Genomic DNA, 24,641 nt, shown 5'->3' with positions numbered 1-24,641 from the left:
GGGCGGGGCGGCGGTGGGGCAATGTTGCGGGTGCTGAAAACCGGTGCCGCCGGGGCTGCGGACGGGGTGCCGTCCCAGTCCAGGGGCATTCCTTGCAGCACCAGCCAGTGCAGCGCCAGCACCAGAAGGGTCAATACAAGCAGCGGTCGGCGTGGCATCACAGGGGCTCCGGCGGGTGTCAGGCGCAGCCCGCGCCCAGGTCTTGCGAGAGCTGGGCAGCGGCGACGCGCAAGGGGGTGTCGATGGCGCCGCCCCAGTTGGGATCGAACGTGGCCACCGAGCCCAACGTGGTGATGCCCAGCACCAGGTGGCCGTCGGCGTCGAACACCGGCGCACAGAACGCAACGATGCCGGGCAGCAGCGTGTCCACCACGCGGGCCGATCCGTGCGTGCGCACCTCGGTCAGCAGGGTATCGACCGCCGCCGCGGTGGTGGGCAGATCGGTGCGGCGTAGCTTGGCGGCGTGGGCCAGCTCGTCCTGCAGCATGGGGGCCACGGCCTCGCGCGGCATGTGGGCGGCAAAGCAGCGGCCCGTGGCCGAAGACAGCAGTGGCATCACATCGCCCAGGCGCAGGTTGGCGGTAACGGCCTGGGACGACTCTTCCCAGTGCACGATGGTCGGCCCCCGGTTGCCCCACACCGCCAGGGCGAGGGTGTGGCCAATGGTCTGCATGAGTGCAGGCATGCGTTCGCGCGCCAGGCGCACCGCATCCAGGCGCGACAGCGAGGCCAGGCCCAGCTTGAGCGCCGCCGGGCCCAGGTCGTAGTGTGCGGTGCGGCTGTCCTGCACCACCAGCCCCAGGCGCTGAAAGCTCACCAGATAGCGGTGGGCCTTGGCCGCGCTCATGCCGGCCGAGGCCGCCAGGTCTTTCAGCATGAGCGGCCCGCGCGAGCGCGTCAGCCCTTCCAGCAGCAAAAACCCCACCTCCACGGACTGGATGCCTGCACGTTCTTTGTCCATGTGCACTAAAATTTGCAAGTTTTGTTTAGTTAAATCAATTTCACCCAGCGTAATTTTTGCTGGGCGCGAGCGCCATTTTCACCAAGACAAAGGTTCTGTCCCCATGAAACTCGCCACCTACAAAGACGGCTCGCGCGACGGCCAGCTGCTTGTCGTCTCGCGCGACCTGGGCACGGCCCATTATGCGACCGGCATAGCCAGCAAGCTCCAGCAGGTGCTGGATGACTGGAACTTCCTTTCGCCCCAGTTGCAGGACCTGTACGACCAGCTGAACAGCGGCCGCGCGCGCCATGGCTTCCCGTTCGATCCCAAGCAATGCATGGCCCCGCTGCCGCGCGCCTACCAATGGGCCGATGGCTCTGCGTACATCAACCACGTCGAACTGGTACGAAAAGCGCGAAACTCCGAAGTGCCCGCAAGTTTTTACACCGATCCGCTGATGTACCAGGGCGGCAGCGACGACTTCATCGGCCCCTGCGACGATGTGGTGGTGCCCAGCGAGGCCATGGGCATTGACTTCGAGGCCGAGATTGCCGTGGTCACCGGTGACGTGAAGATGGGCGCCAGCCCCGAGCAGGCGCTCGACGGCATCCGCCTCGTCATGCTGGCCAATGACGTGAGCCTGCGCAACCTCATTCCCGCCGAGCTGGCCAAGGGTTTTGGCTTCTTGCAGAGCAAACCCGCCACCGCGTTCAGCCCCGTGGCCGTGACGCTCGACGAGCTGGGCGACGCCTGGGACCATGGCCGGTTGAACCTGGTGGTGCAATCCACCTGGAACGGCCGCAAGGTGGGCATGTGCGACGCCGGCCCGGAGATGACCTTCCACTTCGGCCAGCTGATTGCCCATGTGGCCAAGACACGCAACGTGCGCGCCGGCTCCATCATCGGCAGCGGCACCGTCAGCAACAAGGGCGTGGAGCAGAGCGGTCGCACCGAGTGGCCCAAGGGCTACAGCTGCATCGCCGAAAAGCGCTGCATCGAAACCATCCAGGACGGCCAGCCCAGCACCGAGTTCATGAAGTTCGGCGACACCATTCGCATCGAAACCAAGGGCCCGGACGGCGCCAGCATCTTCGGCGCGATCGACCAGGCCATTGCGCCGCCTGCAGGCGCGTGAGCAGGGTTGGCGAGAAAATGTGAATGAAAAGTGCCTGTAGCGCTTATGGGTAAAGCGCTATAAGCTATTATAATAATAGCAAATACCACAGTACCCCGGTGCAGTCTGGCACCCTGTCACCTGCGCTGGCTGCCGCCTGGCGGGTGCCCGGAAATCACATGGCTACCTGAGGCGCACGCGACGCCAGAGCGCGCCGGTGAAAAGGCCACATGGATGGCAAGGGCGTGTCTCGGGGGTAACTAGACGACCGGTCTAATAGCGGTCACAATGCACCCGTGACCACCGAACAGCAACCCCTTGTCAAACACCACATCCTGCGCTGCGGCGAGCGGCTGATTGCCGCCAAAGGCTTTGTGGGTGTGGGCCTGGCCGAAATCCTGGCGGCGGCGGGCGTGCCCAAAGGTTCGTTCTATCACTACTTCGGCAGCAAGGAGCGCTTTGGCGAAGCGCTGCTGGCGCAGTACCTGGAGCGCTACCTGGCGCAACTCGATGCGCTGCTGCAGCCCGACGATGCCGGCACCCCGGCGCGGGCGCGGCTGATGCGCTACTGGTCTTACTGGAACGTGTCGCAGTGCGGCACCGCCCCCGCTGACGCAGCCGTTGATGGCTGTGCCACCGAAGCCGCAGGCGCCCGGTGCCTCATTGTCAAGCTCAGCGCCGAGGTGGCCGACATGTCCGAGCCCATGCGCCTGGCGCTGCGCCGGGGCACCGACGACATCGTTCAGCGCATCGCCCTGTGCCTGCAGCAATGCCAGAACGAGGGCGCGGTGCCGGCCCGTGCCGACACGGCGGCCCTGGCCCTGACCTTGTACGAGCTGTGGCTGGGCGCCAGCCTGCTGGCCAAACTGCGCCGCGATGGCACGGCGTTCGAACATGCCCTGAAAAGCACCGAGCAGCTGCTGGACATGGCACCCGCCTGAAAGACGGCCCATGCGTTCTGGCACACCTTGTTTTCACCCCACTGACGTTTCCTCGCGCGCCGGCTCCCTTTGCGGCAACCCTGCGATCCCCGTCTCCCACTCAACCCCCGAAGGACTGCCATGCTGAATTTTGACTTTCACAACCCCACCCACATCGTTTTCGGCAAGGGCCGTGTGGCCGACCTCGCCAAGCTGGTGCCCGCTGCCGCCAAGGTGCTGATCCTGGTCGGTGGCGCCAGCGCCGAAAAGACCGGCACGCTGGCCGAAGTGCGCGCCGCACTGGGCGAGCGCCAGCACGCCACCTTCAGCGGCATCGAACCCAACCCGAGCTTCGAAACCTCGATGAAAGCCGTGGATCAGGTGCGCAGCGGCGGCTTTGATTTTCTGCTCGCCGTGGGCGGTGGCTCGGTGATCGACGCGGTCAAATTCATCGCCGCTGCCGTGCACTTTGAAGGCGACGCCTGGGCCATCCTCGAAAAGCGCGGGCGCAACATCACGCAGGCCGTGCCGTTTGGCGCCGTCCTCACGCTGCCCGCCACGGGCTCCGAAATGAACAACGGCAGCGTCATCACGCACCGCGGCAAGGGCGCCAAGCTGGCCTTCAGCAGCGTGCACACCTACCCGCTGTTCTCGGTGCTCGACCCCACCAAAACCTACACGCTGCCACCCCAGCAGCTGGCCAACGGCGTGGTGGATGCGTTTGTGCACACCGTAGAGCAGTACCTGACCTACCCGGTCAACGCACCTGTGCAAGACCGCTTTGCCGAAGGCATTTTGCAGACACTGATCGAGATCGGTCCGCGCCTGCTGACGGCACCCGAGCCCGTGTACGACGACCGCGCCAACCTGATGTGGGCCGCCACCATGGCGCTCAACGGCCTGATTGGTGCGGGTGTGCCGCAAGACTGGGCCACGCACATGATCGGCCACGAACTGACCGCGCTGCACAACATCGACCACGCGCGCACCCTGGCCATCGTGCTGCCCGCATTGCTCAACGAACGCCGCCTGCCCAAGCGTGAAAAGCTGCTGCAATACGGCGAGCGCGTGTGGGGCATCACCACCGGCACTGACGATGAACGCATCACCGCTGCCATCGAGCGCACGCGCGCCTTCTTTGAAAGCATGGGCATCGCCACACGCCTGTCGGGCTACGGCCTGGGCGCCGAGGCCATCGACACCGTGGTGGCGCAGCTCGAAGCGCACGGCATGGTGCAACTGGGCGAGCAACGCGAGGTGACGCCCGCCGTCAGCCGCCGCATTCTCGAAGCCGCATTGTAAGCAGGCAGGCCGCCGGATTCCCACCGTTTACCCAAGGACATCACATGCCAAAGATATTGATGGTTCTCACCTCCCACGACCAGCTGGGCAACACCGGCGCCAAAACCGGCTTCTGGCTGGAAGAGTTTGCCGCCCCGTACTACGTGTTCAAGGACGCAGGTGCCGAAGTGACGCTGGCATCGCCCCAGGGCGGCCAGCCGCCGCTGGACCCCAAGAGTGACGACCCCGGCGCGCAGACCGACGCCACGCGCCGCTTCAAGGCCGATGCTGCCGCCCAAAAGCAGCTGGCCAGCACCCAGCGCCTGGCCGACGTGCAGGCCGCCGACTACGACGCGGTGTTCTACCCCGGTGGCCACGGCCCGCTGTGGGACCTGGCCGAAGACGCGCACTCCATCGCGCTGATCGAGGCCACGCTGAACGCCGGCAAGCCCGTGGCCGCCGTGTGCCACGCACCCGCCGTGCTGCGCCACCCCAAGGGCAAGGACGGCCAGCCGGTGGTCAAGGGCAAAAACGTGACCGGCTTCACCAACACCGAGGAAGCCGCCGTGGGGTTGACCCAGGTGGTGCCGTTTCTGGTGGAAGACATGCTCAAGGCCAACGGCGGGCACTACGCCAAGCTGGGTGACTGGCAGCCTTATGCAATCACCGACGGCTTGCTGGTCACGGGGCAGAACCCCGCGTCGTCGGAGCCCGCGGCGCATGCGTTGCTGAAAAAGCTGGGCTGACGCGCGAAGCGCCGGGTGCCTGCAGGCAGGAGCGCCAGCAGGGTGTCTGGCGCTGGGCGCTGGGCGCTGATTTTTAAGTAAAAAAGGCTGCTAGCGCTTATCTGATAAGCGCTAGCAGCTATGGTTTTTGATGCGATAGGTGAATGGTCCGGGTGTGCAAAGCACCCGAGGGATCAAGCCGCGTGCGGGGCACAGGCCTGCACCTCCACCAGGCAGTCATAAAACGTGGGCGCCCGGCCCATGTCGGTCAGCGCCTGGCTGGTGAGCTGGTTCACGTTCGTCCCGTCGAGCCCCAGCTTGCGCCACCAGATGCCCAGGCCATTGACCACGCCGGGCCGCGCGCGCAGCGACACCGCAGCGTGGCAGCGGTAGCTGCCGCGGTCGTTGAACACGCGCACCACGGCGCCGTCACCAATGCCGCGCGCCAGTGCGTCGTCGGGGTGGATCTCCAGCACGGGGCGGCCTTCGATGTCGCGCAGGCTTTGCACGTTCACAAAGGTGGAGTTCAAAAAATTGCGCGCTGGCGGTGAAATCATGGCCAGCGGGTAGTGTGCCGAGCTGCCCTGCAGCTCGTGGTTGGGCAGGTGGTCGGGCAGGCCGTCCCGGCCCTGCGCGGCCAGGCGGGCGCTGAAAAATTCGCACTTTCCGCTGGGCGTGGCAAAACCGCCTTCGGCAAACGGCGCGTCGGGCAGCGCCAGCGTGGCAAAGCCCTGGGTTTCGAGCAGGGCAAAGTCCACCGCATCGCCAAAGGCCTGTCGGCACAGCGCTTCGTCGCTGTCGGCAAAGCAGGGCTCGGTGAAACCCATGCGCGCGGCCAAGTCACGGAAGATCTGCGCATTGCTGCGGGCCTGGCCCAGGGGTGCGATGGCGGGGCGGTTGAGCAACACATCGGTGTGGCCATAGGCCAGGTGCACGTCCCAGTGTTCGAGCTGCGTGGTGGCGGGCAGGATGTAGTCGGCGTAGTCGGCCGTGTCGGTGTGAAAGTGCTCCAGCACCACGGTGAACAAATCCTCGCGGGCAAAGCCCTGCACCACCTTGCCGGAATCGGGCGCCACGGCCACCGGGTTGCTGTTGTAAACCACCAGGGCCTCGACGCGGGGCCCGAAAGCGGGCGAGGCCTCGCGCAGCAGGTCGTCACCAATTTGCACCATGTTGAGCGTGCGTGGCGTGCGCGCAGGCATCAGGTCGGGCCGCTGCAACGCTGCGCGCTGCGCCGGAAACTGGCCTGAGCTGGACAGCAACATGCCGCCCGCGCGGTGGCGCCAGGCGCCGGTGAGCGCTGGCAGGCAGGCCACGGCGCGCACGGCGTTGCCGCCGCCGCGCACGCGCTGCATGCCGTAGTTCAGGCGGATGGCGGCGGGCTGGGTGGTGCCATAGTCTTTGGCAAGCTGGCGGATCTGCTCGGCGGGCACTCCGCAGACCTCGGCCGCGCGCTCGGGCGGCCACTGCAGGGCGCGCTCGCGCAGCTGCTCCCAGCCCAGTGTGTGGCGGGTGATGTAGTCGTGGTCCAGCCAGTCGTTTTTGATCAGCTCGTGCATCAGTGCCAGGGCCAGCGCGGCATCGGTGCCGGGGCGCAGGGCAATGTGCTCGTGGCACTTGTCGGCGGTTTCGGTCTTGCGCGGGTCGATGCATACCAGCCGTGCGCCGTTGCGTTTGGCCTGCTGGGCATAGCGCCAGAAATGCAGGTTGCTGCCAATCGAATTGCTGCCCCAGATCAGGATGAGCTTTGCCTGCGCAAAAAACTCCACCTTCATGCCCACCTTGCCGCCCAGCGTTTGCACCAGGGCTTCGGCACCGGCCGACGCGCAGATGGTGCGGTCGAGTTGCGATGCGCCCAGGCGGTGAAAAAAGCGCCGGTCCATGCCTTCGCCCTGCACCATGCCCATGGTGCCCGCGTAGCTGTAGGGAAGGATGGCCTCTGGGTTGCGCGCTGCGATGGTGCCGAGACGCTGCGTGATCTCGGCCAGGGCTTCGTTCCAGCTGACGGGTGCAAACTGGCCGCTGCCCTTGGGGCCCGTCCGCTTGAGGGGCGTGAGGATGCGCTGGGGGTGGTAGCTGCGCTCGGTGTAGCGGGAGACCTTGGTGCACAGCACGCCATCGGTGTGCGGGTGGTCGGGGTTGCCCTGCACGCGGGTGGCCACGCCGTTTTCCACCGTGGTGAGCAGGGCGCAGGTGTCGGGGCAGTCGTGCGGGCAGGCTCCACGCACCTGCAAGGGGGCAGACGGCAGGGAATTGGCGGCAGATGGCGAGGGCATTCGGTGGGTCGGTCGGTAAACTGCAGGATAGGTAATAAAGTGCATACCTTGTGCCCTGTCCAGGAAGGCTGCCTACCGGCAGCACCGGGGGGGCGCACTCGATTCACAAGAGCAGAGATTTCACCATGAACCAAAAGGCAATAGGGCGCAGACAATTTTCAGTAGGCTTGGGCGCGGCAGCGCTGGGCGGCTTCAATCTGGCACAGGCGCAAGGCGAAGGCCGTATCGTGCTGGGGCAGTCGGCGCCCTTCACCGGCCCTTCGGCCCAGTTGGGCATCCAGTTCAACCTGGGCGCCAAGCTCTTTTTTGACCGACTCAATGCCCAGGGCGGCGTGGGCCGGCGCACGGTGGAAATCCGCACCATGGACGACGGCTACGAGCCCGACCGCTGCGCCGAAAACACCAGAAAGCTGATTGCCGACGACGTGTTTGCGCTGTTTGGCTACATCGGCACCCCTACCAGCCTCGCGGCGCTGCCGATTTTCACCCAGGCCAAAGTGCCGTTTTTTGGCCCCTTCACCGGGGCTGAGGCGCTGCGCCAGCCCTTCAACCGCCTGATTTTTCATGTGCGCGCTTCGTACTACGACGAAACCGCGCTCATCGTGCGCCAGCTCACCAACCTGGGGCTCAAGAAGATTGCGGTGTTCTACCAGAACGATGCCTACGGCAAGGCGGGGCTCGACGGCGTGACGAAAGCCTTGGCTGATCTCAAGCTCGCCCCGGTGGCCACAGCCACGGTGGAGCGCAATTCCACCGACGTGAAGGCCGCCGTGGACAAGCTGGTGCCCGCCATGCCCGACGCCGTGGTGCAGATTTCGTCCTATGGGGCCAGTGCTGCGTTTGTGCGCGCAGCGCGCAAGGCGGGCTTTGGTGGCACGTTCTACAACGTGTCGTTTGTGGGCACGCAGGCGCTGGCCGATGAACTGGGCAAGGACGGTGCGGGTGTAGTGGTGTCGCAGGTCGTTCCTTCGCCCTACCAGCCCTCGCGCCAGATCACGCGCGAGTTTCTGGAGGCCATCAAGAAGGGCGGCGACAAGGTGCAGGCCAACTATTCCAGCCTGGAAGGGTACCTGGCAGCCCGCGTTTTCACCGAAGGCCTGCGTCCGGCGCTGGCCGGTGGCAAGCTCAGCCACGACAGCTTCATCGCAGGCATGGAATCCCTGGGGTCGCAGGTGATTTCCGGGTTCCCGGTGTCTTTCAGCAGCTCGGACCACACGGCATCGAGTTTTGTGGAAATGTCCATGCTCACAGGCGACGGCCGCGTCAGAACCTGACTCCGCCAGCGCGGCGGGTGTTCTTTCAGCCCAAGGCGCGCGTGCGCGCCAGTCCCTGCATGAACGCCTCGCAGCGCGCCAACTGTTCCAGGCTCACAAATTCATCGGGCTGGTGCGCCTGCTGAATGCTGCCGGGGCCGCACACCACGGTGGGAATGCCGGCGTTCTTGAAAAGGCCGGCCTCGGTGCCAAAGGCCACCAGCGTGGTGCCTTTCTCACCGGTGAGCTCTTGCGCCAGGCGCGTTACGGCATCGTCCTTGCTGCCCAGAAAACTGGGGATTTCGCAGATGGTCTCGAAGCTGAAACCTGCCGCGGGCGCCACCGTCTTCATGGCCGGCTCCAGCGCCTGGGCGTAGGCCACCACCTCGGCCTGCATCTGGGCGGCGTTGGCGGTGGGCAGGTTGCGAAACTCGTAGCGAAACTCGGCATCGCGCGGCACCACGTTGTCGGCGATGCCGCCGTGAAACTGGCCCACGCTGGCCGTGGAGAACGGCACGTCAAAGCCCGTAAAGCGCGGCTCGTTGCGCTCGAACCCCTCGGCCATGTCGCGCACCCTGCCCACCACGCGGGCCGCCATTTCGATGGCGTTGACCGAGTGCGGCGTGAGCGACGAGTGGGCCTCTTTGCCGCGCACGCAGCACTTGTAGCGGTACACCCCCTTGTGCGCGATGGCGGGCACCATGCTGGTGGGTTCTCCCACGATGCAGGCCAGAGGCCGGATGCCTGCGTCGCGCAGGTCGGCAATCAGTTCCTTCACACCAAAGCAGCCGATCTCTTCTTCGTAGGTGAAGGCAAAGTGCACGGCAAAGGGGGCGTCGCTGTTCAAAAACTGCTCGGCCTGCGAGAGGGCGATGCCAATGAAGGCCTTCATGTCAGCGCTGCCACGGCCAAAAAGCCTGCCGTCCTGCACCACGGCGCCCAGCGGGTCCATGCTCCAGTCCTGTCCGTCCCAGGGCACCGTGTCGGTGTGGCCCGACAGGATGACCCCGGCGGGCTTGCCCTCGCCCAGCGTGGCAAACAGGTTGGCCTTGGTTTTATCGGCGTTCCAGGTCAGGCGGCTTTTCACGCCCAGTTGCGCCAGATGGTCGCGGATGAAATGAATCAGCTCCAGGTTGGAGCGGTGGCTGACGGTGTTCATGCGCACCAGGGTTTGCGCAAGTTCCAGGGCGTGGGGTGAAATCATGGCGTGGGGGCGTCAACGTACGGGTGGGCGGCCATCTGCAAGCCGGGCTAGACTGTGAATTCGTAAGGATGCACATCATGAACGTTATTGATTCCATCGTCACCCAGGCCGCCGGTATTGCCGCAGTGCGCCGGGACATTCACGCCCACCCCGAGCTGTGTTTTGAAGAAGTGCGCACCGCCGATGTGGTGGCACAAAAGCTCACCGAGTGGGGGATTCCCATCCACCGGGGGCTGGGCAAGACCGGCGTGGTCGGCATCGTCAAGGGGCGGGACGGCGGCGCCAGCGGCCGTGCCATCGGCCTGCGCGCCGACATGGACGCGCTGCCCATGCAGGAGTTCAACACCTTTGCCCATGCGAGCCAGCACCACGGCAAGATGCACGCCTGCGGCCACGATGGGCACACGGCCATGCTGCTGGCGGCGGCGCAGCACTTTGCGAAACACCGCAATTTCGATGGCACCGTGTACTTGATCTTTCAGCCAGCGGAAGAGGGCGGTGGCGGCGCGCGCGTGATGATCGAGGACGGCCTGTTGGAGCAGTTCCCCATGCAGGCCGTGTTTGGCATGCACAACTGGCCGGGCATGAAGATGGGCCAGTTTGCCGTGAGCCCGGGACCGGTGATGGCTTCCAGCAACGAGTTCAAGATCACCATCCACGGCAAGGGTGGCCACGCCGCCATGCCGCACACCGGCATCGACCCGGTGCCCATTGCCTGCCAGATGGTGCAGGCCTTTCAGACCATCATCAGCCGCAACAAGAAGCCGGTGGATGCGGGCGTGATCTCGGTCACCATGATCCACACGGGCGAAGCCACCAACGTGGTGCCCGACAGTTGCGAGTTGCAGGGCACCGTGCGCACCTTCACGCTGGAGGTGCTGGACATGATCGAGGCGCGCATGAAACAGGTGGCCGAACACACCTGCGCCGCGCATGAAGCCACTTGCGATTTCGAGTTTGTGCGCAACTACCCGCCCACCGTGAATTCGGCTGCCGAGGCCGACTTTGCGCGCAAGGTGATGGCCAGCATCGTGGGCGAGGCCAACGTGCTGGTGCAAGAGCCCACCATGGGCGCCGAAGACTTCGCCTTCATGTTGCAGGCCCGGCCCGGCGCCTACTGCTTTATTGCCAACGGCGACGGCGGGCACCGCGACCTGGGCCACGGCGGCGGCCCCTGCACGCTGCACAACCCGAGCTACGACTTCAATGACGACCTGATTCCGCTGGGCGCCACCTATTGGGTGCGGCTGGCCGAAGAATGGCTGGCGCAGGCCCGCGATTGACCGGCGACTGGCCGGTGCAAGGCAGCCGGGACGCTGGGCATCTTCACGAATCGGGCGCGAGTTCTCAGGCGGCACCACCGCGCACGCTCCTTTTGCCATCTGTTCAGGAAACACCATGATCGGTATCGTCCAGGCGTTTGCTCCCACCTACGCGCGTGCACGCACGCAGTTCCTGGAGGCCGCCGCCACGGCCAGCCTGCCGATCGAATCGCACCGCCATCCTTTGCTGGGGCGCGATGGCGAAGACCTGGCCATGGACGTGGTGCGCGATGGCCCACCCGACGCCGACAAGCTGCTCATCGTGAGCAGCGGCTGCCATGGGGTGGAGGGGTTTTGCGGCAGTGGCGTGCAGGTGTTTGCGCTGCACGACCAGGAGTGGCGCGACCTGGCGCACGCCCAAGGCGTGGCCGTGCTGTACATCCATGCGCTCAACCCCTATGGGTTTTCGCACCTGCGCCGCACCACGCACGAGAACGTGGACCTGAACCGCAATTTCCACGACTTCAGCCAGCCACTTCCCGTCAACGCCGCTTACCGCGAAGTGGCACCGCTGCTGCTGCCCCATGCGTGGCCACCGCAGGCGGACAACGTGCAGGCGGTGCAGGCCTACATCGCCACGCATGGCGCAGCGGCCTGGCAGGCCGCCATCACGCGCGGGCAGCATGAGTTTGCCCAGGGCCTTTACTTTGGTGGCACGGCGCCGACCTGGAGCAACCAGACGCTGCGCGCCGTGCTGCGCCAGCATGGCCGCCGGGCATCGCGCGTGGGCTGGATTGATCTGCACACGGGCCTGGGGCCCAGCGGCCTGGGCGAGCGCATCTACTGCGGGCCTGACGATGCCGCCGCCGTGCAGCGCGCGCGCCACTGGTGGGCAGGCGATGGCGCCACGCCCGTCACTTCCATCTACGACGGTTCGTCCACCTCGGCTTTTCTTACCGGGCTGATGTGGAGCGCCATCCTGGACGAATGCCCCCAGGCCGAGTTCACCGGCATTGCCATGGAATACGGCACGCAGCCATTGCAGGACGTGCTGCAGGCCCTGCGTGCCGAGCACTGGCTTTATCTCCACCCACAGGCCCCCGCTGCACAGGCCGCGCAGATCAAGGCACAGATGCTGGCAGCGTTCTACACCGACACCGACGCCTGGAAGGGCCAGATCATCAGCCAGGCGCGGCAATCGATGTTCCAGGCGGTGCAGGGACTGAACCGGCCCTGAGAGCGTGAATACGTTCTAAGATACAGCGCAGCAAATTTTTGCCGACACCGTTCTCTACCCAACCTTTCCATCAAGGACCAACGACATGGCCGACCTGAACGCCACTTTCGAAGCCGCTGTGGCCAATTCCAAAAACCTCAGCGAGCGTCCCGATAACGTCACGCTGCTGAAGATCTATGCGCTGTACAAGCAGGCCACGGCGGGCGACAACACCGAAAAGAAGCCCAGCTTCTCCGATGTGGTGGGTCGCGCCAAGTGGGACGCATGGGAAAAGCTCAAGGGCACCGGTCTGGATGCCGCCAAGCAGCAGTACATCGACCTGATTGAGTCGCTCAGCTGAAGCGCGGGTCACGTCCATGAAAAAAGCGGCTTCATGCCGCTTTTTTCATGGGCCGATGCGGCGCACAGTGCGTCCCAAAGTGCGTCAGTCGCGCCAGGTCACGCTGTCGCCCGGTGCTGCGCGCTGCGTGCGAAACCCGTTGGCCGGATGCGCCGTGTCGGCCAGGCCGAACGAGATGCCGCACACGATGCTGCGGTCCTGCGCAATGCCCAGCACCTCGCGCAGAACACTGGGGTAGGCGGCCAGCGCGGCCTGCGCAATGGTGGCCACGCCCAGGCTGTGGGCGGCCAGCAAAAAGTTGGCAACGTAGGCGCCGCAGTCCACCGCGCCATACACGCCCAGGGCCTCGTCGCTGGTGACGATGGCCACATGCGGCGCACCGAACATGGTGAAGTTTTGGGCGGCCTGCCGGGCCGAGGCCTCGCGGTCGCCCTTGGGAATGCCCAGGGCTTCGTAAAGGCCCCAGCCGCATTCGCGGCGCCGCTCCTGGTACACGCCCCGGTATTCCCGCGGCCAGGGCAGGTCGGGCGCCGGTGGTTCGGCGGCCACATGGGCCTGCAGGGCGCTGCGCAGGCGCGCCAGCGTGGCACCGCTGGCAATGGTGAGCTGCCAGGGCTGCGCATTGCACCATGAGGCCGTGCGCTGCGCGGCGGCAAGGATGCGGTCGATGGTGGCGCGGTCCAGCGCCTGCGGCAGGAAAGCGCGGCAGCTGTAGCGGGTGTGCAGCAGGGCGGACAGCGTTTCGTAGGCGGGCGTTGTCCCGGCCGGTGTGGTGGCGGACGGTGGTGTGTGCGGTGCTGTCATTTCAGGCTTTGCGGGCCGCAGCCTTGGCGGGCGCGCGGCGGGCCGTGGTGCTGTCTTTGACGGCCTTGGCCGGTTTCTTTTGGGTTGCCGGTGCCATGTGCGCAGCGGGGTGGGGGGCGTTGAGCAGTGCATCGAGCTGCTCACCGATTTCTGCTTCGATGCGGTCCTTGAAGGCGCCAAACAAAAAGCCCAGCGCGGCCTTCATTTCAAACTGGTGGGCATCCACCAGCAGGGTGCCTTTCACGCCGGCACGGCTGAAATACAGGGTGTCCTGCGTATCGCCTTCTTCATAGCTGCAGTCCATGTCGAACTTTTTTTCGGCCTTTTCGGCCCAGGACACGCCGACCTTGCGGGCTTCTTGGAAGCCCAGGTGGTGTTCGCGGTGGATGTGGATGTCAGGCACCGGGTGGCTCCTTGGGGGGTGATAGTGCGCGCAGGCTCTGGTGGCGTTGCGTTTCGGGCTGTTTTGCCAGTTGTCTGACAGCATCATAAAACCGGGGCCACTGGTGGCCCTCACGCGCGAAAAGGGCTTCGAACGCGGGCACCAGTTCGTCGTAGGCGGCCTGTGCGGCAAAGCTGGCGTTGTTGGCATGGGCCACCCAGCGGTCATAACCCGCCAGCTGCGCGGCATTCATGGCGGTGGGGCGATCGCTGGGGGCCTCCAGCCAGCCGGCCCGCAGCGCGGCGTAGTCGCTTCGAAAGGATTGCATTGCTTCTGTTTTCATAGCTGTTAGCGCTTTACTGTCATGGGCTGGAGCCTGTTTTTGCTTATAAATCGCAGCCAGCTTCTCCCGGGTGGCGCGCGTCAGGGCGCGGAAGGCATTGCGCCGCGCGCTGCTTTCGGCAAAAGCCTGGCGGGCCTGTGGTGTGGATTGGGTCGCCAGCCACTGCGCGCTGCCCAACCGCTCTACCGCCGTGGCAAACGATTCGTTGAACAGTGTGTCGCCCGGTGCATAGACCACCTGGTGCGCCAGCTCGTGGAACAGCAGGCGCACAAACTCGCCCTCGGGCCAGGCGATGAACGTGCTGAGCAGCGGGTCGCCGCCCGCCCAGTTCATGTAACCCAGGGTGGAGTAGGCGGGCACGCCATACACCTCGACTTCCAGGCCTTGCTGTGCCAGTTGTGCGGCCTCGGCCCGGGCATCGGCTTCGGCGAAGTAACCGCGATAGCCAATGCAGCCCGTGACCGGAAAGCACCAGGTGTGCAGCGTGAGCGCGTAGGGCGGCGCGGCCACTACGTTCCACACGGCGGCGGGGCGCTTGAGGTCTGCATAGCGGCGGTAGCTGGCGTTGTCGGGCAGGCCCAGCTCGGCCACGGCAAAGGCGCGGGCGCGCTGGGCCAGATGCAGGCGCTCGCGCAGTGCGGGGGTGGTGTCGGTGCGGGTGATCCACTGGTCGATGGGATCGGCCGCCTGCATGATCTGCAGGTGCCCACGCACGGATTGCCAGTAGTACCCGAGCGTGCTGCCCTGGCTGGCGCATCCCGGCAGTGCCAGCACCATGAGGCAGAGCAGGGCAAGGCGTGGCAGAAACGAAGGGGGCATGGCGGCAGGGCAAAAAAGGGGGAGTCTGCAGTGTAGACACAAGGCCCGGGCAGGGCTTGCCCACCAGTTTCTGCGAAACGGATACGGGGTTGTGCGCGTGCAGGTCATCCCTAGAATGCACCATGACCCACGTTGTTCCCGAGCCGACCGCCGATGTGCCCACGGGCCTGTGTGTGGATGACGCCGGTTGCCCGCGCTGCAGCTGGTGCCAGGCCACCCCCGGCTATCGCCACTACCACGACCATGAATGGGGTTTCCCCGTGGCAGACGACCGACGTCTGTTCGAGAAGCTGTGTCTGGAGGGCTTTCAGTCGGGCCTGAGCTGGCTCACCATCCTGAACAAGCGCGAGGGCTTTCGTGCGGCGTTTGCCCACTTCGATGCGGAGCAGGTCGCGGCCTTGGGCGCGCGCGACGTGGAGCGCCTGGTGCAGGACGCAGCCATCGTGCGTCACCGGGGCAAGATCGAGTCCACCATCAACAATGCGCGGCGCGTGCTGGAGCTGCGCCGCGAGTTTGGTTCGCTGGCGCACTACGTGTGGCGCCATGAGCCTGCGGCCGCCGACCGGCCCGGTCGCATCACGCGCGAGGTGGCGCGCACCCTGTCCACGTCGCCCGCGTCCATTGCCCTGGCCAAAGACCTGAAAAAGCGCGGCTGGAGTTTTGTGGGGCCCACCACGGTGTATGCCTTCATGCAGGCCATGGGGCTGGTGAACGACCATCTGGAAGGTTGCCATGCGCGCACCCTGGCCTTGAAGGCGCGGGCAAAGTTTGTGGTGCCGTGAAGACCGGGCTGTATTGCCGACCTGTCACGGTGCGCCGCCGACCGGCCCTGCCCGCATGAAGCACGTTTGCCCCCATTGCCAGCAGCCCGGCGTCAGCAACGCAGCGCTTCGCTGGTCCACGCGAGAGGGCCCTGCGCAATGCGGCGACTGCGGCGGGCTGTCGCATGTGCTGGCCAGCACGGCCAACGCCATTGGCGTGTTCACCTGGATGACGCCGATCGGTGGCCTGGTGCTGGGCGCGGCGTTTGCGTCCGTTGGGATTGTGGTGGCTGGCTTGCTGGTGGCGGGTTTGGGCAATGTGTGGATGTGGCGCCGGTGCGAGCTGTTTCCGACAGAGAGAAAGACCGCACAAACTGCGCGCCGTGTGGGCTGGGCGGCTGCGCTTGTTTCGGCAGTAATGGCGTTCCTGGGCTGACCTTGGCAGACGGGCGGATCAGGGTGCGACAGGCCCGGGGTGCCAGCGACTATTGCCGCACTACCGGCCGCAGCATCCACAACGCCGCCAGCGCCGCCACACCCAGCAGGGAGGTAACCCACAAGGCCGCAGCGCCCACGCCATCGATCAGCAGTCCAAACAGCAGCGGCGCAAAGGCCTGTGCCACGCGGGCGGGTGCCATCATCAGGCCCTGGCGTTCGCCGTAGCCCGCCGGGCCGAAAAACGCCAACGGCAGCGTGCCCTTGGCGATGGTCAGGATGCCATTGCCCGCGCCGTGCAGTACGGTGAACACCGCCGCTGCCGGGGCGCCCACCACCATCAGGATGGCCGCGCCCACCGGGTGGGCGGCGGCGGCCAGCTGGGCCGACAGCAGCGGGTGCAGGCGACTCAGCAGGCCAAACTCCAGCAGGCGTGCCACCACCTGGGCGGGGCCCACCAGCGCTGCGATGGCCACCGCCGCCTGCAGTGATGTGCCGCTGGCCTGCAGCAGGCGCGGCAGGTGGGCGGCAATGGCCGTGCTGGTGAACCAGGTCACGGCAAAGACAAACGACAGCAACACCGCAGTGCGCAGCGCGTGGGGCGCGTCGGAGGCCGCAGGCGTCGGCAATGCCTGCGTGGCTTTCTCCGAGGCGGGCGCCGGTGCCGGTGCCGGTGCCGGTGCGTTCTGCCCGGTTGCCGCGTTCTCGATGCCGGGCAATCCGCCATTGAGTGGCAAGCCCACCAGCAGGTGCAAGGCCGCCCAGCCAAAACATGCGCCACGCCAGCCCCATTGCAATTCCATCCAGGCCGACAGCGGCCAGCCCACGGTGCTCGCGAAACCCGCAATCAGGGTGATGCCGGTGATGGCCCCGCGTGCGCCCTGGCCGTACAGACGCACCAGCGTGGCAAAGGCCGCTTCGTACAGGCCCGAGCCCATGGCCACGCCCATCAGCGCCCAGGCCGCGAACAACCCCACGGGGCCCTGAGCCATGCCCATGCCCGCCAGGCTGGCGGCAAACAACAGATTGGTGCCGACCAGCACCGGGCGGCCGCCGTGCCGGTCAATCGCCCGGCCCGCCAGCGGCCCCAGCAAGGCCGACACGATGAGCGCCAGCGAGAACGCGGCAAACACCATGGACGTTGCCACGCCCAGGTCGCGCGCCATGGGTACCGCCAGCATGGCGGGCAGGTAGTAGGTCGAGGCCCAGGCCAGCGTTTGCGCGCAGCCCAGGCGTGCCACGGTCCAGCGTTGGGACGATGGCCTCATGGCAGGTTGTGCGGCACGGTGTGCAGACGGGGGGCGCGAGGGTGTGCTGCGGGCGGTGCGTCAGGCGCGTCGGCCTTTGGCATCGATGACCACTTCACCGTCCTCCTTGGTGAAGGCTCCCTTCTGCGGTGTGGGCAGGATGTCCAGCACCTGCTCGGACGGGCGACACAGCCGCGTGCCCAGCGGCGTGACGACGATAGGACGGTTGATGAGGACGGGGTGGGCCAGCATGGCATCAATGAGCTGCGTGTCGGTCACGCCAGGGGCGCCCAGGTGCAGTTCTGTGAACAGCGCTTCCTTGGTCCGCACTGCGTTGATCACTGGCTGGCCGGTGGCCGCAATCAGTGCTAGCAGCGTGGCGCGGTCGGGTGGGGTCTTCAGATATTCGATGACCTCGGGCTCGGCGCCGCTGTTGCGGATCATGGCCAGGGTGTTGCGGGACGTACCGCATTGGGGGTTGTGATAGATGGTGATGCGGGGCATGGCTGGGTCGGTGGTGGGGGGAGTGCAGCTTCAGGCGCTGGCAGGTCGGGGCGTGAATGGATCCGCCGCGCGGGGCGCGGGCCTGTGCAGCGACGGCAAGATGGTAGCCATGATCAGGCGGCTTGCAGGGGCGACTGTTAGCGCGCCATCTCCAGGTGGTCCAGCAGCACGAAATCCGTGCCCGGTGCCGGCTGGGCGAACAACGCCAGGCTGTTGAAACGCAGCGGGGGCAGGTCGGAGAAGAACTCCTGTGCGGCGTCGAACACCAGGGCCTGTGTCTGGGCGTCCACCTGTTGCAGGGGGCCGGTGATGGGCAGGTAAAACCGGTACTCGTCCAGCTTGAGCGGGTGGCTTGGGTGCTGCAGCAATTGGGCCTGCCGGTGCGTCAGGTCTGCGGACTGCTGATGGGCCAAACCGGCGTCGGACGGCGGCGCTGCCAGCGGTTGCAGCTGGGTCATGCACCGTGCGGCAGCCTTGTGGATGAGCGCATTGGCAGCGGGGGAGGCGAGCGGTACGAGCGCCAGAAAGTCGTCGATGCGCTCCACATGCAGGGGTGGCAAAACCACCGGTTCCAGGCTGTGTGCCACCGTTTGAACTTCGTGGTGCAGCGTGACCCAGTCGGTGCCGACAGCCAGCGCAAACGGAGCCATGAGTGCGGCATGCCAGCCATGGATGCGTGGCGCAGCGGTCAGCTCCAGCAGGTCTTGCGGGCTCACGCCCTCAATCTCTGGTTGCTGCAGGGGCTGCAGCAGTGCGGCGCAGCGGCCCAGCCAGTGGCTTCCGGCCAGCCAGCCCAGGCTGCCAGGGTTGGGTGCGTAAGACACCGCGTAGCGGTGGGCGGCGGAGGGCGTGCCGTGGTGCATGGCGGGATTGTGGTGCGGGGTGCAAACGGGGCGCGGGCAGTGGTCGCATTGCTCAGCCGCCTTTGTCTCCGTTCACCCAGCCCAGATCCAGCGGGCGGTCTTCAAACTCGGTGTTGAGCACCACGGTGCTGGTGGTGCGTGCCACGCCCGCAATGGCCTTGATCTCGTACAGCACATCCTCCAGCGCGCGCGCATGGGTGGTACGCACTTTGGCCAAAAAGTCGTATTCGCCCGCCACGCTGTGCAGCTCTTGCACCTGCGGCATGGCACGCAGACGCGGTGCCACGTCACGGCAGTGGATGCCGCCGTCGTTGCGGATGGCCACGAAAGCCGTGAAGTTCAGCCCCACCCGCTCCGGGGCCACGCTGATCGAGAAGCGACGGATTACCCCTTTGTCGAGCAGCTTCTTCACGCGCTCATGCACGGCAGCGGTGGACAACCCCACTTCAGTCCCCACGTCGGCATAGGAACGTCGGCCATCCGCGCCAAGCGCCGAAATTATTCTGGCGTCCATGTCATCTGTCTGAATATTTGCTTGCATGTCGGCTAAATTTTGGTAAAAATTCCGAAAACCTCGTGGTTTCCATAAATTATTCGGTAAGGGGAAGAATATGCCGGCAATTTTCAATGCGCAAGCCCGTGTGCAGCGCACCTGGGCCGTTGCGGTGGCCTTGCTGCTGGTCTATGTGGTGTGGGGCACCACGTACTTCGCCATCGGCATCGCACTGCAAACGATGCCGCCCCTGCTGATGAACGCGATCCGTTTTCTGTGCGCAGGTGGCGTGATGCTGCTGATCGCGCTCATGCAGGGGCATGCGCTGCCGACGGTGCAGCAGTGGCGCAACTCGGCCCTGGTTGGCGGGCTGATGGTGTTTCTGGCCATGAACCTGATTGGCTTAGCGCAAAAGCTGGGCATCGGTTCGGGCCTGATGGCCACCGTGGTCACCACCATGCCCATGTGGCTGGCGCTGTGGTCGCGCTGGGGCGGCGAGCGGGTACCGGCCACCAGCTGGATCGGGCTGGCACTGGGCGTGGCCGGGGCACTGCTGCTGGCGCTGGAGAGCGATTTTTCGGCCACCTGGCTCGGTGCGCTGCTGGCATTTGGTGCGCCGCTGTGCTGGAGCGTCGGCTCCTACGCCTCGCGCAAGTTGTTGTTGCCGCCGCCCGCCATGGCCTCGGCGGCGCAATGGCTTACGGGAGGTGCCATGGGTTTGGGCGTGGCCTTGTGGGTGGAGCCCCTGGGTGCACTGGCGCAGGTGAGCGCCGTCTCGTGGGCGGCCTGGGTGTATCTGCTGGTCTTTGGAACCCTGGTTGCGCTCAATGCCTACCTGTGGCTGTTGCAAAACACCTCGGCTGCTTTGGCTGGCAGTTATTCGTTTGTGAATCCGGCCGTGGCCCTGGTGGTTGGCGTGGGCATGGGGGGAGAGCGATTGACGGGCTGGGTGTTCGCCGCGTTACCGCTGGTGGGGGCTGCGCTGGCATTCATCCTCTATGGCCCGACGATGTGGGCCTGGTGGCTGAAACGGCGGCGTGTGGACCCAAGCCTGGCCCGTGAAGCGCAGCGGCCCTCTGTCTGAAGCTGGCCGGGTGGGCGCGGTGCGCTGGGCCCAGCAAAGTTGGCGTGCTGGTGGCGAACAATCGGTACTTTCAATGCACCGCAGTGTTGCCAGGATGCACCGGGCCTTGCGGTTGTGTGGGCTGCCTCTTAGGTACACATGGATGCAGAAACCAAAGGTAAGTAAATCGAAGCTTTGCTGCGCAAAAAAATGGTTTCAGACCCACCCCGCTAACTGGAGGGCAGCGATAGGCCGGCTGCTGGCCATCGGCAAGGCAACGCTGGTAAGTCGCGCGCTTCCTTCCCGGGCTGATGCAGTGTTGACGTGCCGGTGTGCAACATTCAAGAATGCACAATCATGAAGCACTTGCTGCACATACTCGAAGGGCGTCTTCAGACGCTGCCGGTCCGCATGGCGGTTCAGCTGCCTGCGGGGCAGCAGCTGGGTGCGCGTGACGCGGCCGTAACTTTGCGGTTTCGGGACCGCATGGCGCTGGTGGCCCTGGCCTCGGGGGAAATTGGCAAGGTCGGTGCGGCGATTGTCGAGGGCAAGGTGGCGTTGGAAGGCAGCATGCGCGCACTGATGGCCGCTGCCGCCGGGCTGCTGGCGCGCAACCCGGTGCAGGACTCGCGCCATCACTGGTGGCGCCAGGTGCTGGCGCGTGCGCGATCGATGGCGGTGCACTCCGTGCCGCAGGATGCGCGCCAGGTGCAGTTTCACTACGACCTGTCGGATGATTTTTATGCGCTTTGGCTGGACCCGCGCAGGGTGTATTCGTGTGCCTATTTTCGCGACCCCACCATGACGCTGGCGCGCGCGCAGGAGGCCAAGCTGGATCTGATCTGCCGCAAGCTGCGTCTTCAGCCGGGTGAGCGTTTTCTGGATATAGGCGCCGGCTGGGGTGCCCTGCTGCTGTGGGCTGCGGAGCACTATGGTGTGGATGCGACGGGCATCACGGTATCGCGCAACCAGCATGCGCATGTGCAGCAACTCATAGCGGCACGCGGGCTCGCGGGGCGGGTGCGCGTGCAGCTGTGCGACTACCGGGAACTCCAGGCCGAAAAGCCTTTCGACAAGGTGGCATCCGTGGGCATGTTCGAGCATGTGGGGCGGGCGAAGATGAGCGCCTACTTCGCCACCGTGCGAAACCTCTTGCACCCCGGCGGGCTGCTGCTCAACCACGGCATCACCGCCGGTGGTGTGGACAACGCGCAACTGGGCGCCGGCATGGGCGATTTCATCGAGCAATACATCTTTCCGGGTGGCGAGTTACTGCACGCCAGTGCCGTGTTGCACGACATGGCGCAGGCCGGGCTGGAGATGGTGGACACCGAAAATCTGCGCCCCCATTACGCCCGCACGCTGTGGGCCTGGTCGGACGCGCTGGAAGCCGCGCTGGAACCTGCACGCCAGGTGCTGCTGGCGCAGACGGGGCCGGAGCGGGCAGACAAGGCATTGCGCGCCTACCGTCTGTATCTGGCGGGCAGTGCCCTGGGGTTTGAGCGCGGCTGGATGGCACTGCACCAGATGCTGGCAGTGCACCCCGATGGCAACATGGGCTCTGGCACGTTGACGGGGGCACAATCGGCTTATCCGTTCACGCGCGACTACATCTACACCGAGGCACCCACGTCATGCTCTACAAATTCAAATCCCGCTCCGCTCCCGATCTGATCATGCTCGAACCCCACGGGCGCCAGATTCTTCAGATTATCGGCAAGACGCCCGGTCCCACCGGCATCATCACGGCCGCACAGATTCCGGCGGCCATGGCTGCGCTGCAAGCCGCTGTTGCGGCCGATGAGGCGTTAACCGATGCGCAGGAGCCGACGGACGATGAGGCCGTCGAGCGCCCGGACACCGTGCGCCTGCACCAGCGCGCGGCGCCGTTTCTTGAAATGCTGCGCCGTTCTGTGGCGCAAGAGCACGACGTGGTGTGGGGCGCCTGAAGCGACCCCTGGTTTTGCGCAGTCCTCAATCGACCTTTGCGCCCGAGGCTTTCACCACGCCCGCCCATTTGCGGTGCTCATTGTCAATATGCCGGGTGAACTCGGCGGGGGTATTGCCTCCGGGGATGGCCCCCTGCGCCAGCAGCCGCTCTTTCATGGCCGGTGATGCCAGGGCCTTGGCCACTTCCTGCTGAATGCGGTTGACGATGTCGGGTGGCGTTCCTGCAGGCGTCAGCAGGCCAAACCATGAACTCGCCTCATAGCCCTTGAGCGCGGGGCCCCCGGCCTGCTCCACCGTGGGCACGTCGGGCAGCGCGGCAGAGCGCTCGCCACTGGTCACCGCCAGCGCGGTCAGCTTGCCTGCCTTGATCTGCGCCATGGACGATGGCAGGTTGTCAAACATTACATCGGCATTGCCCGCCACCATGTCCATCAGCGCCGGCCCTGAACCTCGGTACGGCAGGTGCAGCATGTAGGTACCTGTCATGCTCTTGAACAGTTCTCCCGCCAGATGGATGGACGTGCCGTTGCCGCTGGACGCCATGTTCATCTTTCCCGGACTGGCTTTGGCCACACGGATGAAGTCCTGCACGTTTTTCACGCCCAACGCCATGGCCTTGTCGGCATTCATCACCATTACATTGGGCACCGCAGCCACCAGCGTCACCGGGGCAAAGTCCTTGATGGGGTCGTAGGGCAGCTTGGCGTAAAGGGCCCGGTTGATTCCGTGCGTTCCCACGGTCCCCATCAGCAGGGTGTAGCCATCGCCGGGCGCCCGGGCCACGATCTCTGCGCCCACGTTGCCTCCGGCGCCCGCCCGGTTGTCCACGATGAACTGCTGGCCAAACGCACGGCTAAGGTCCGGCACCAGCGCACGCGCCAGGATGTCGGTAGTGCCACCGGGCGCAAAGGGCACGACGATGCGCACCGGCTTGGTGGGCCAAACGCCCTGGGCATGCGCGGATGGCAGCACCGCGAATGTGCAGGCCAACGTGACAGCCGCCACGGTAGCAACGCTGCGGCGACGGAAGGTGTTGATGCGTGGGGTCATGGTGTTCCTTTCTGTGAAGACCCCTTGGTTCTCCGCGTCCTGTGCCGGGCGGTGCAGGTGGATAACCCCAAGCACACTGCTGTGCTCACGCAGCCCCAGGCGGTGGTGTTGCGGGCATTCCCCATGAAAAAAGCCGCCTGGCCCCAGAGGGCAGGCGGCTGACAGCGGCGCGGTGGAAAACCGCTGGGGCTCAGTCGGCGTAGGTGCCAGCGGCCTTGATGACGGCGCCCCACTTGTCGATTTCAGCCTGAACAAACTTCTTGTGCTCTGCGGGCTCGATGCGCTTGTCCGTTACCACCACGGCACCCAGACCCTCCTGCTTCTTGATGAATTCGGGGTCTTTCAAGGCAAGCTTGAGGGCATCGTTGATCTTGGTCACGATGGCCGAGGGCGTGCCCTTGGGTGCATACAAACCGTGCCAGATGGTCACTTCAAAGTTCTTCAGGCCCGACTCTGCCAGCGTGGGCAAGTCCTTCAGAGCCGGGGTCTTCAGGCGTTTGGAGGTGGTCACGGCAAAGGCCTTGACCTTCTTGCCTTCAATCTGCGAGGTGGTGTTGGTGGTCTGATCGCACAGCAGATCGATCTGGCCACCGATCAGGTCGGTGATGGCTGGCGCAGTGCCCTTGTAGGGAACCGTGGTCATTTCGACCTGCATGGCGTTCTGGAACATCAGGCCGCACAGGTGGGACGCAGCGCCCAAGCCTGCATTGCCCAGATTGATCTTGCCCTTGTTCTGGGCGATCCATCCGGTGAGCTCCTTCATGTTGTTCGCAGGGATGTTGGGCCGTGCGATCAGGGTCATGGGCACGTCGTTGACCATGCCCAGGTATTCGAAATCGTTGGGCACGCTGAACGACAGCTTGCGATACAGCGCAGGCATGGTGGACATGCCGATGTGGTTGAGCAGCAGGGTGTAGCCATCGGGGGTGGCGCGGGCCACGCGGGCTGCACCGATCGAGCTGCCGGCACCTGCCGTGTTGTCCACGACGACGTTGGCGCCCAGTGGCTTGCGCAAGGCTTCGGCCAGGTCACGCGCTACGCGGTCCGTAGGGCCGCCTGCAGTGAAGGGCACCACCAGAGTGACGGTCTTGTCCTTGGCGGGGTAATCCTGGGCGTGGGCACCCAGCGAGGCGGCCGCAGCGATGGCAATCAGTGCCAGTTTCGGCATTGTTTTCATGAAAGGCTCCTGTACTTGGACGCGCAATGATAGCGAGCCCTCCCAAGGGGCGTATTGAGGAAATCACTTAGCAGGCTGCTGAAATACTCCCCACCGACAGTCCGCGACAGCCGCCCAGCCGCGACAATCAAGCCCCCCACTGACCAGACAGACGAGCCATCCATGCGCGGAGCCGACACCTTCACCGAGAGCCTG

25 protein-coding genes are annotated in these 24,641 nt (G+C 65.5%); 13 read left to right on the top strand and 12 right to left on the bottom strand.

Features of this window, described 5'->3' with window-relative positions; genetic code table 11:
* Positions 1-178 precede the first annotated feature (178 nt).
* On the bottom strand, positions 179-961 hold the full coding sequence (locus tag DTW89_RS13340) for an IclR family transcriptional regulator (protein ID WP_024813161.1): 783 nt from the start codon (positions 959-961) through the stop codon (positions 179-181).
* Between the two features lie 103 nt (positions 962-1,064).
* Between DTW89_RS13340 and DTW89_RS13335 the strand changes: the two genes are divergently transcribed.
* The 4 genes from DTW89_RS13335 (at position 1,065) to DTW89_RS13320 (ending at position 5,004) form a co-directional block, all read left to right on the top strand.
* The gene (locus DTW89_RS13335) at positions 1,065-2,078 is read left to right on the top strand and encodes a fumarylacetoacetate hydrolase family protein (RefSeq protein ID WP_114656302.1); all 1,014 of its coding nucleotides are present in this window, start codon (positions 1,065-1,067) and stop codon (positions 2,076-2,078) included.
* Between the two features lie 275 nt (positions 2,079-2,353).
* Positions 2,354-2,998, top strand: coding sequence for a TetR/AcrR family transcriptional regulator (locus DTW89_RS13330; RefSeq protein ID WP_114656301.1), 645 nt, complete (start codon positions 2,354-2,356; stop codon positions 2,996-2,998).
* Between the two features lie 120 nt (positions 2,999-3,118).
* Complete coding sequence (locus DTW89_RS13325; protein ID WP_114656300.1) at positions 3,119-4,279, top strand: iron-containing alcohol dehydrogenase; 1,161 nt, start codon at positions 3,119-3,121, stop codon at positions 4,277-4,279.
* Positions 4,280-4,323: 44 nt separating this feature from the next.
* Positions 4,324-5,004 carry a type 1 glutamine amidotransferase domain-containing protein gene (locus DTW89_RS13320; RefSeq protein ID WP_114656299.1) on the top strand — a complete coding sequence of 227 codons (681 nt, stop codon included), beginning with the start codon at positions 4,324-4,326 and terminating at the stop codon, positions 5,002-5,004.
* 173 nt (positions 5,005-5,177) lie between these two features.
* On the opposite strand, the gene DTW89_RS13315 is transcribed toward DTW89_RS13320, so the two are convergent.
* Positions 5,178-7,259 (bottom strand): molybdopterin-containing oxidoreductase family protein, encoded by a 2,082-nt coding sequence (locus DTW89_RS13315; RefSeq protein ID WP_114656298.1) that lies wholly within the window; start codon positions 7,257-7,259, stop codon positions 5,178-5,180.
* 125 nt (positions 7,260-7,384) lie between these two features.
* On the opposite strand from DTW89_RS13315, the gene DTW89_RS13310 reads away from it, so the two are divergent.
* Positions 7,385-8,533, top strand: coding sequence for an ABC transporter substrate-binding protein (locus DTW89_RS13310; protein ID WP_114656297.1), 1,149 nt, complete (start codon positions 7,385-7,387; stop codon positions 8,531-8,533).
* A 25-nt stretch (positions 8,534-8,558) separates the two neighbouring features.
* Here the strand turns inward: DTW89_RS13310 and argE are convergent, their stop codons facing one another.
* On the bottom strand, positions 8,559-9,716 hold the full coding sequence (gene argE, locus DTW89_RS13305) for an acetylornithine deacetylase (RefSeq protein WP_114656296.1): 1,158 nt from the start codon (positions 9,714-9,716) through the stop codon (positions 8,559-8,561).
* 77 nt (positions 9,717-9,793) lie between these two features.
* Between argE and DTW89_RS13300 the strand changes: the two genes are divergently transcribed.
* From DTW89_RS13300 to DTW89_RS13290, 3 genes are all read left to right on the top strand, one after another.
* Positions 9,794-10,999 (top strand): M20 aminoacylase family protein, encoded by a 1,206-nt coding sequence (locus tag DTW89_RS13300; protein WP_111867506.1) that lies wholly within the window; start codon positions 9,794-9,796, stop codon positions 10,997-10,999.
* 115 nt (positions 11,000-11,114) lie between these two features.
* Positions 11,115-12,215 (top strand): M14 family metallopeptidase, encoded by a 1,101-nt coding sequence (locus tag DTW89_RS13295; RefSeq protein WP_114656295.1) that lies wholly within the window; start codon positions 11,115-11,117, stop codon positions 12,213-12,215.
* A gap of 85 nt (positions 12,216-12,300) precedes the next feature.
* Positions 12,301-12,555: an acyl-CoA-binding protein gene (locus DTW89_RS13290; RefSeq protein ID WP_024813151.1), complete on the top strand. Its 255-nt coding sequence runs from the start codon at positions 12,301-12,303 to the stop codon at positions 12,553-12,555.
* 84 nt (positions 12,556-12,639) lie between these two features.
* On the opposite strand, the gene DTW89_RS13285 is transcribed toward DTW89_RS13290, so the two are convergent.
* From DTW89_RS13285 to DTW89_RS13275, 3 genes are read right to left on the bottom strand one after another with little or no spacing between them, the layout of a single operon-like run.
* On the bottom strand, positions 12,640-13,359 hold the full coding sequence (locus tag DTW89_RS13285) for a nitroreductase (protein WP_114656294.1): 720 nt from the start codon (positions 13,357-13,359) through the stop codon (positions 12,640-12,642).
* Between the two features lies 1 nt (position 13,360).
* Positions 13,361-13,762 carry a polyhydroxyalkanoic acid system family protein gene (locus tag DTW89_RS13280; protein WP_024813149.1) on the bottom strand — a complete coding sequence of 134 codons (402 nt, stop codon included), beginning with the start codon at positions 13,760-13,762 and terminating at the stop codon, positions 13,361-13,363.
* Complete coding sequence (locus DTW89_RS13275; RefSeq protein ID WP_114656293.1) at positions 13,755-14,903, bottom strand: aminopeptidase; 1,149 nt, start codon at positions 14,901-14,903, stop codon at positions 13,755-13,757. The genes DTW89_RS13280 and DTW89_RS13275 overlap by 8 nt, the downstream gene beginning before the upstream one ends.
* 122 nt (positions 14,904-15,025) lie before the next feature.
* Here DTW89_RS13275 and DTW89_RS13270 point away from each other — a divergent pair, with 122 nt between their 5' ends.
* Together DTW89_RS13270 and DTW89_RS13265 are read left to right on the top strand one after the other, a co-directional pair.
* Positions 15,026-15,685, top strand: a complete 660-nt coding sequence (locus DTW89_RS13270; protein ID WP_024813147.1) for a DNA-3-methyladenine glycosylase I — start codon at positions 15,026-15,028, stop codon at positions 15,683-15,685.
* Positions 15,686-15,740: 55 nt separating this feature from the next.
* Complete coding sequence (locus DTW89_RS13265; protein ID WP_114656292.1) at positions 15,741-16,100, top strand: hypothetical protein; 360 nt, start codon at positions 15,741-15,743, stop codon at positions 16,098-16,100.
* A 49-nt stretch (positions 16,101-16,149) separates the two neighbouring features.
* On the opposite strand, the gene DTW89_RS13260 is transcribed toward DTW89_RS13265, so the two are convergent.
* The 4 genes from DTW89_RS13260 to DTW89_RS13245 all read right to left on the bottom strand — a co-directional run bounded on the left by DTW89_RS13260 (position 16,150) and on the right by DTW89_RS13245 (position 19,254).
* Positions 16,150-17,367 (bottom strand): MFS transporter, encoded by a 1,218-nt coding sequence (locus DTW89_RS13260; protein WP_114656291.1) that lies wholly within the window; start codon positions 17,365-17,367, stop codon positions 16,150-16,152.
* A gap of 60 nt (positions 17,368-17,427) precedes the next feature.
* Positions 17,428-17,850, bottom strand: coding sequence for an arsenate reductase (glutaredoxin) (gene arsC, locus DTW89_RS13255; RefSeq protein ID WP_114656290.1), 423 nt, complete (start codon positions 17,848-17,850; stop codon positions 17,428-17,430).
* 137 nt (positions 17,851-17,987) lie between these two features.
* Positions 17,988-18,713, bottom strand: coding sequence for a DUF1045 domain-containing protein (locus tag DTW89_RS13250; RefSeq protein WP_114656289.1), 726 nt, complete (start codon positions 18,711-18,713; stop codon positions 17,988-17,990).
* A 52-nt stretch (positions 18,714-18,765) separates the two neighbouring features.
* The gene (locus DTW89_RS13245; RefSeq protein ID WP_236637137.1) at positions 18,766-19,254 is read right to left on the bottom strand and encodes an Lrp/AsnC family transcriptional regulator; all 489 of its coding nucleotides are present in this window, start codon (positions 19,252-19,254) and stop codon (positions 18,766-18,768) included.
* Between the two features lie 70 nt (positions 19,255-19,324).
* On the opposite strand from DTW89_RS13245, the gene DTW89_RS13240 reads away from it, so the two are divergent.
* The 3 genes from DTW89_RS13240 to DTW89_RS13230 all read left to right on the top strand — a co-directional run bounded on the left by DTW89_RS13240 (position 19,325) and on the right by DTW89_RS13230 (position 22,218).
* Positions 19,325-20,290, top strand: a complete 966-nt coding sequence (locus DTW89_RS13240; protein WP_114656288.1) for an EamA family transporter — start codon at positions 19,325-19,327, stop codon at positions 20,288-20,290.
* Between the two features lie 336 nt (positions 20,291-20,626).
* Positions 20,627-21,943, top strand: a complete 1,317-nt coding sequence (locus DTW89_RS13235) for a class I SAM-dependent methyltransferase (protein ID WP_114656287.1) — start codon at positions 20,627-20,629, stop codon at positions 21,941-21,943.
* Positions 21,904-22,218, top strand: coding sequence for a DUF1840 domain-containing protein (locus tag DTW89_RS13230; protein ID WP_024813139.1), 315 nt, complete (start codon positions 21,904-21,906; stop codon positions 22,216-22,218). The genes DTW89_RS13235 and DTW89_RS13230 overlap by 40 nt, the downstream gene beginning before the upstream one ends.
* 25 nt (positions 22,219-22,243) lie before the next feature.
* Here DTW89_RS13230 and DTW89_RS13225 read toward each other — a convergent pair whose 3' ends face one another.
* Both DTW89_RS13225 and DTW89_RS13220 read right to left on the bottom strand, forming a co-directional pair.
* On the bottom strand, positions 22,244-23,269 hold the full coding sequence (locus DTW89_RS13225) for a Bug family tripartite tricarboxylate transporter substrate binding protein (RefSeq protein ID WP_114656286.1): 1,026 nt from the start codon (positions 23,267-23,269) through the stop codon (positions 22,244-22,246).
* A 190-nt stretch (positions 23,270-23,459) separates the two neighbouring features.
* Positions 23,460-24,446, bottom strand: a complete 987-nt coding sequence (locus DTW89_RS13220; RefSeq protein ID WP_114656285.1) for a tripartite tricarboxylate transporter substrate-binding protein — start codon at positions 24,444-24,446, stop codon at positions 23,460-23,462.
* Positions 24,447-24,641: the final 195 nt, after the last annotated feature.

The organism is Acidovorax sp. BoFeN1, from assembly GCF_003345135.1.
Lineage (GTDB): Bacteria > Pseudomonadota > Gammaproteobacteria > Burkholderiales > Burkholderiaceae_C > Acidovorax > Acidovorax defluvii.
Note: the sequence above shows the minus strand (reverse complement) of the source record. Positions and strands in the feature narration are given on the sequence as shown.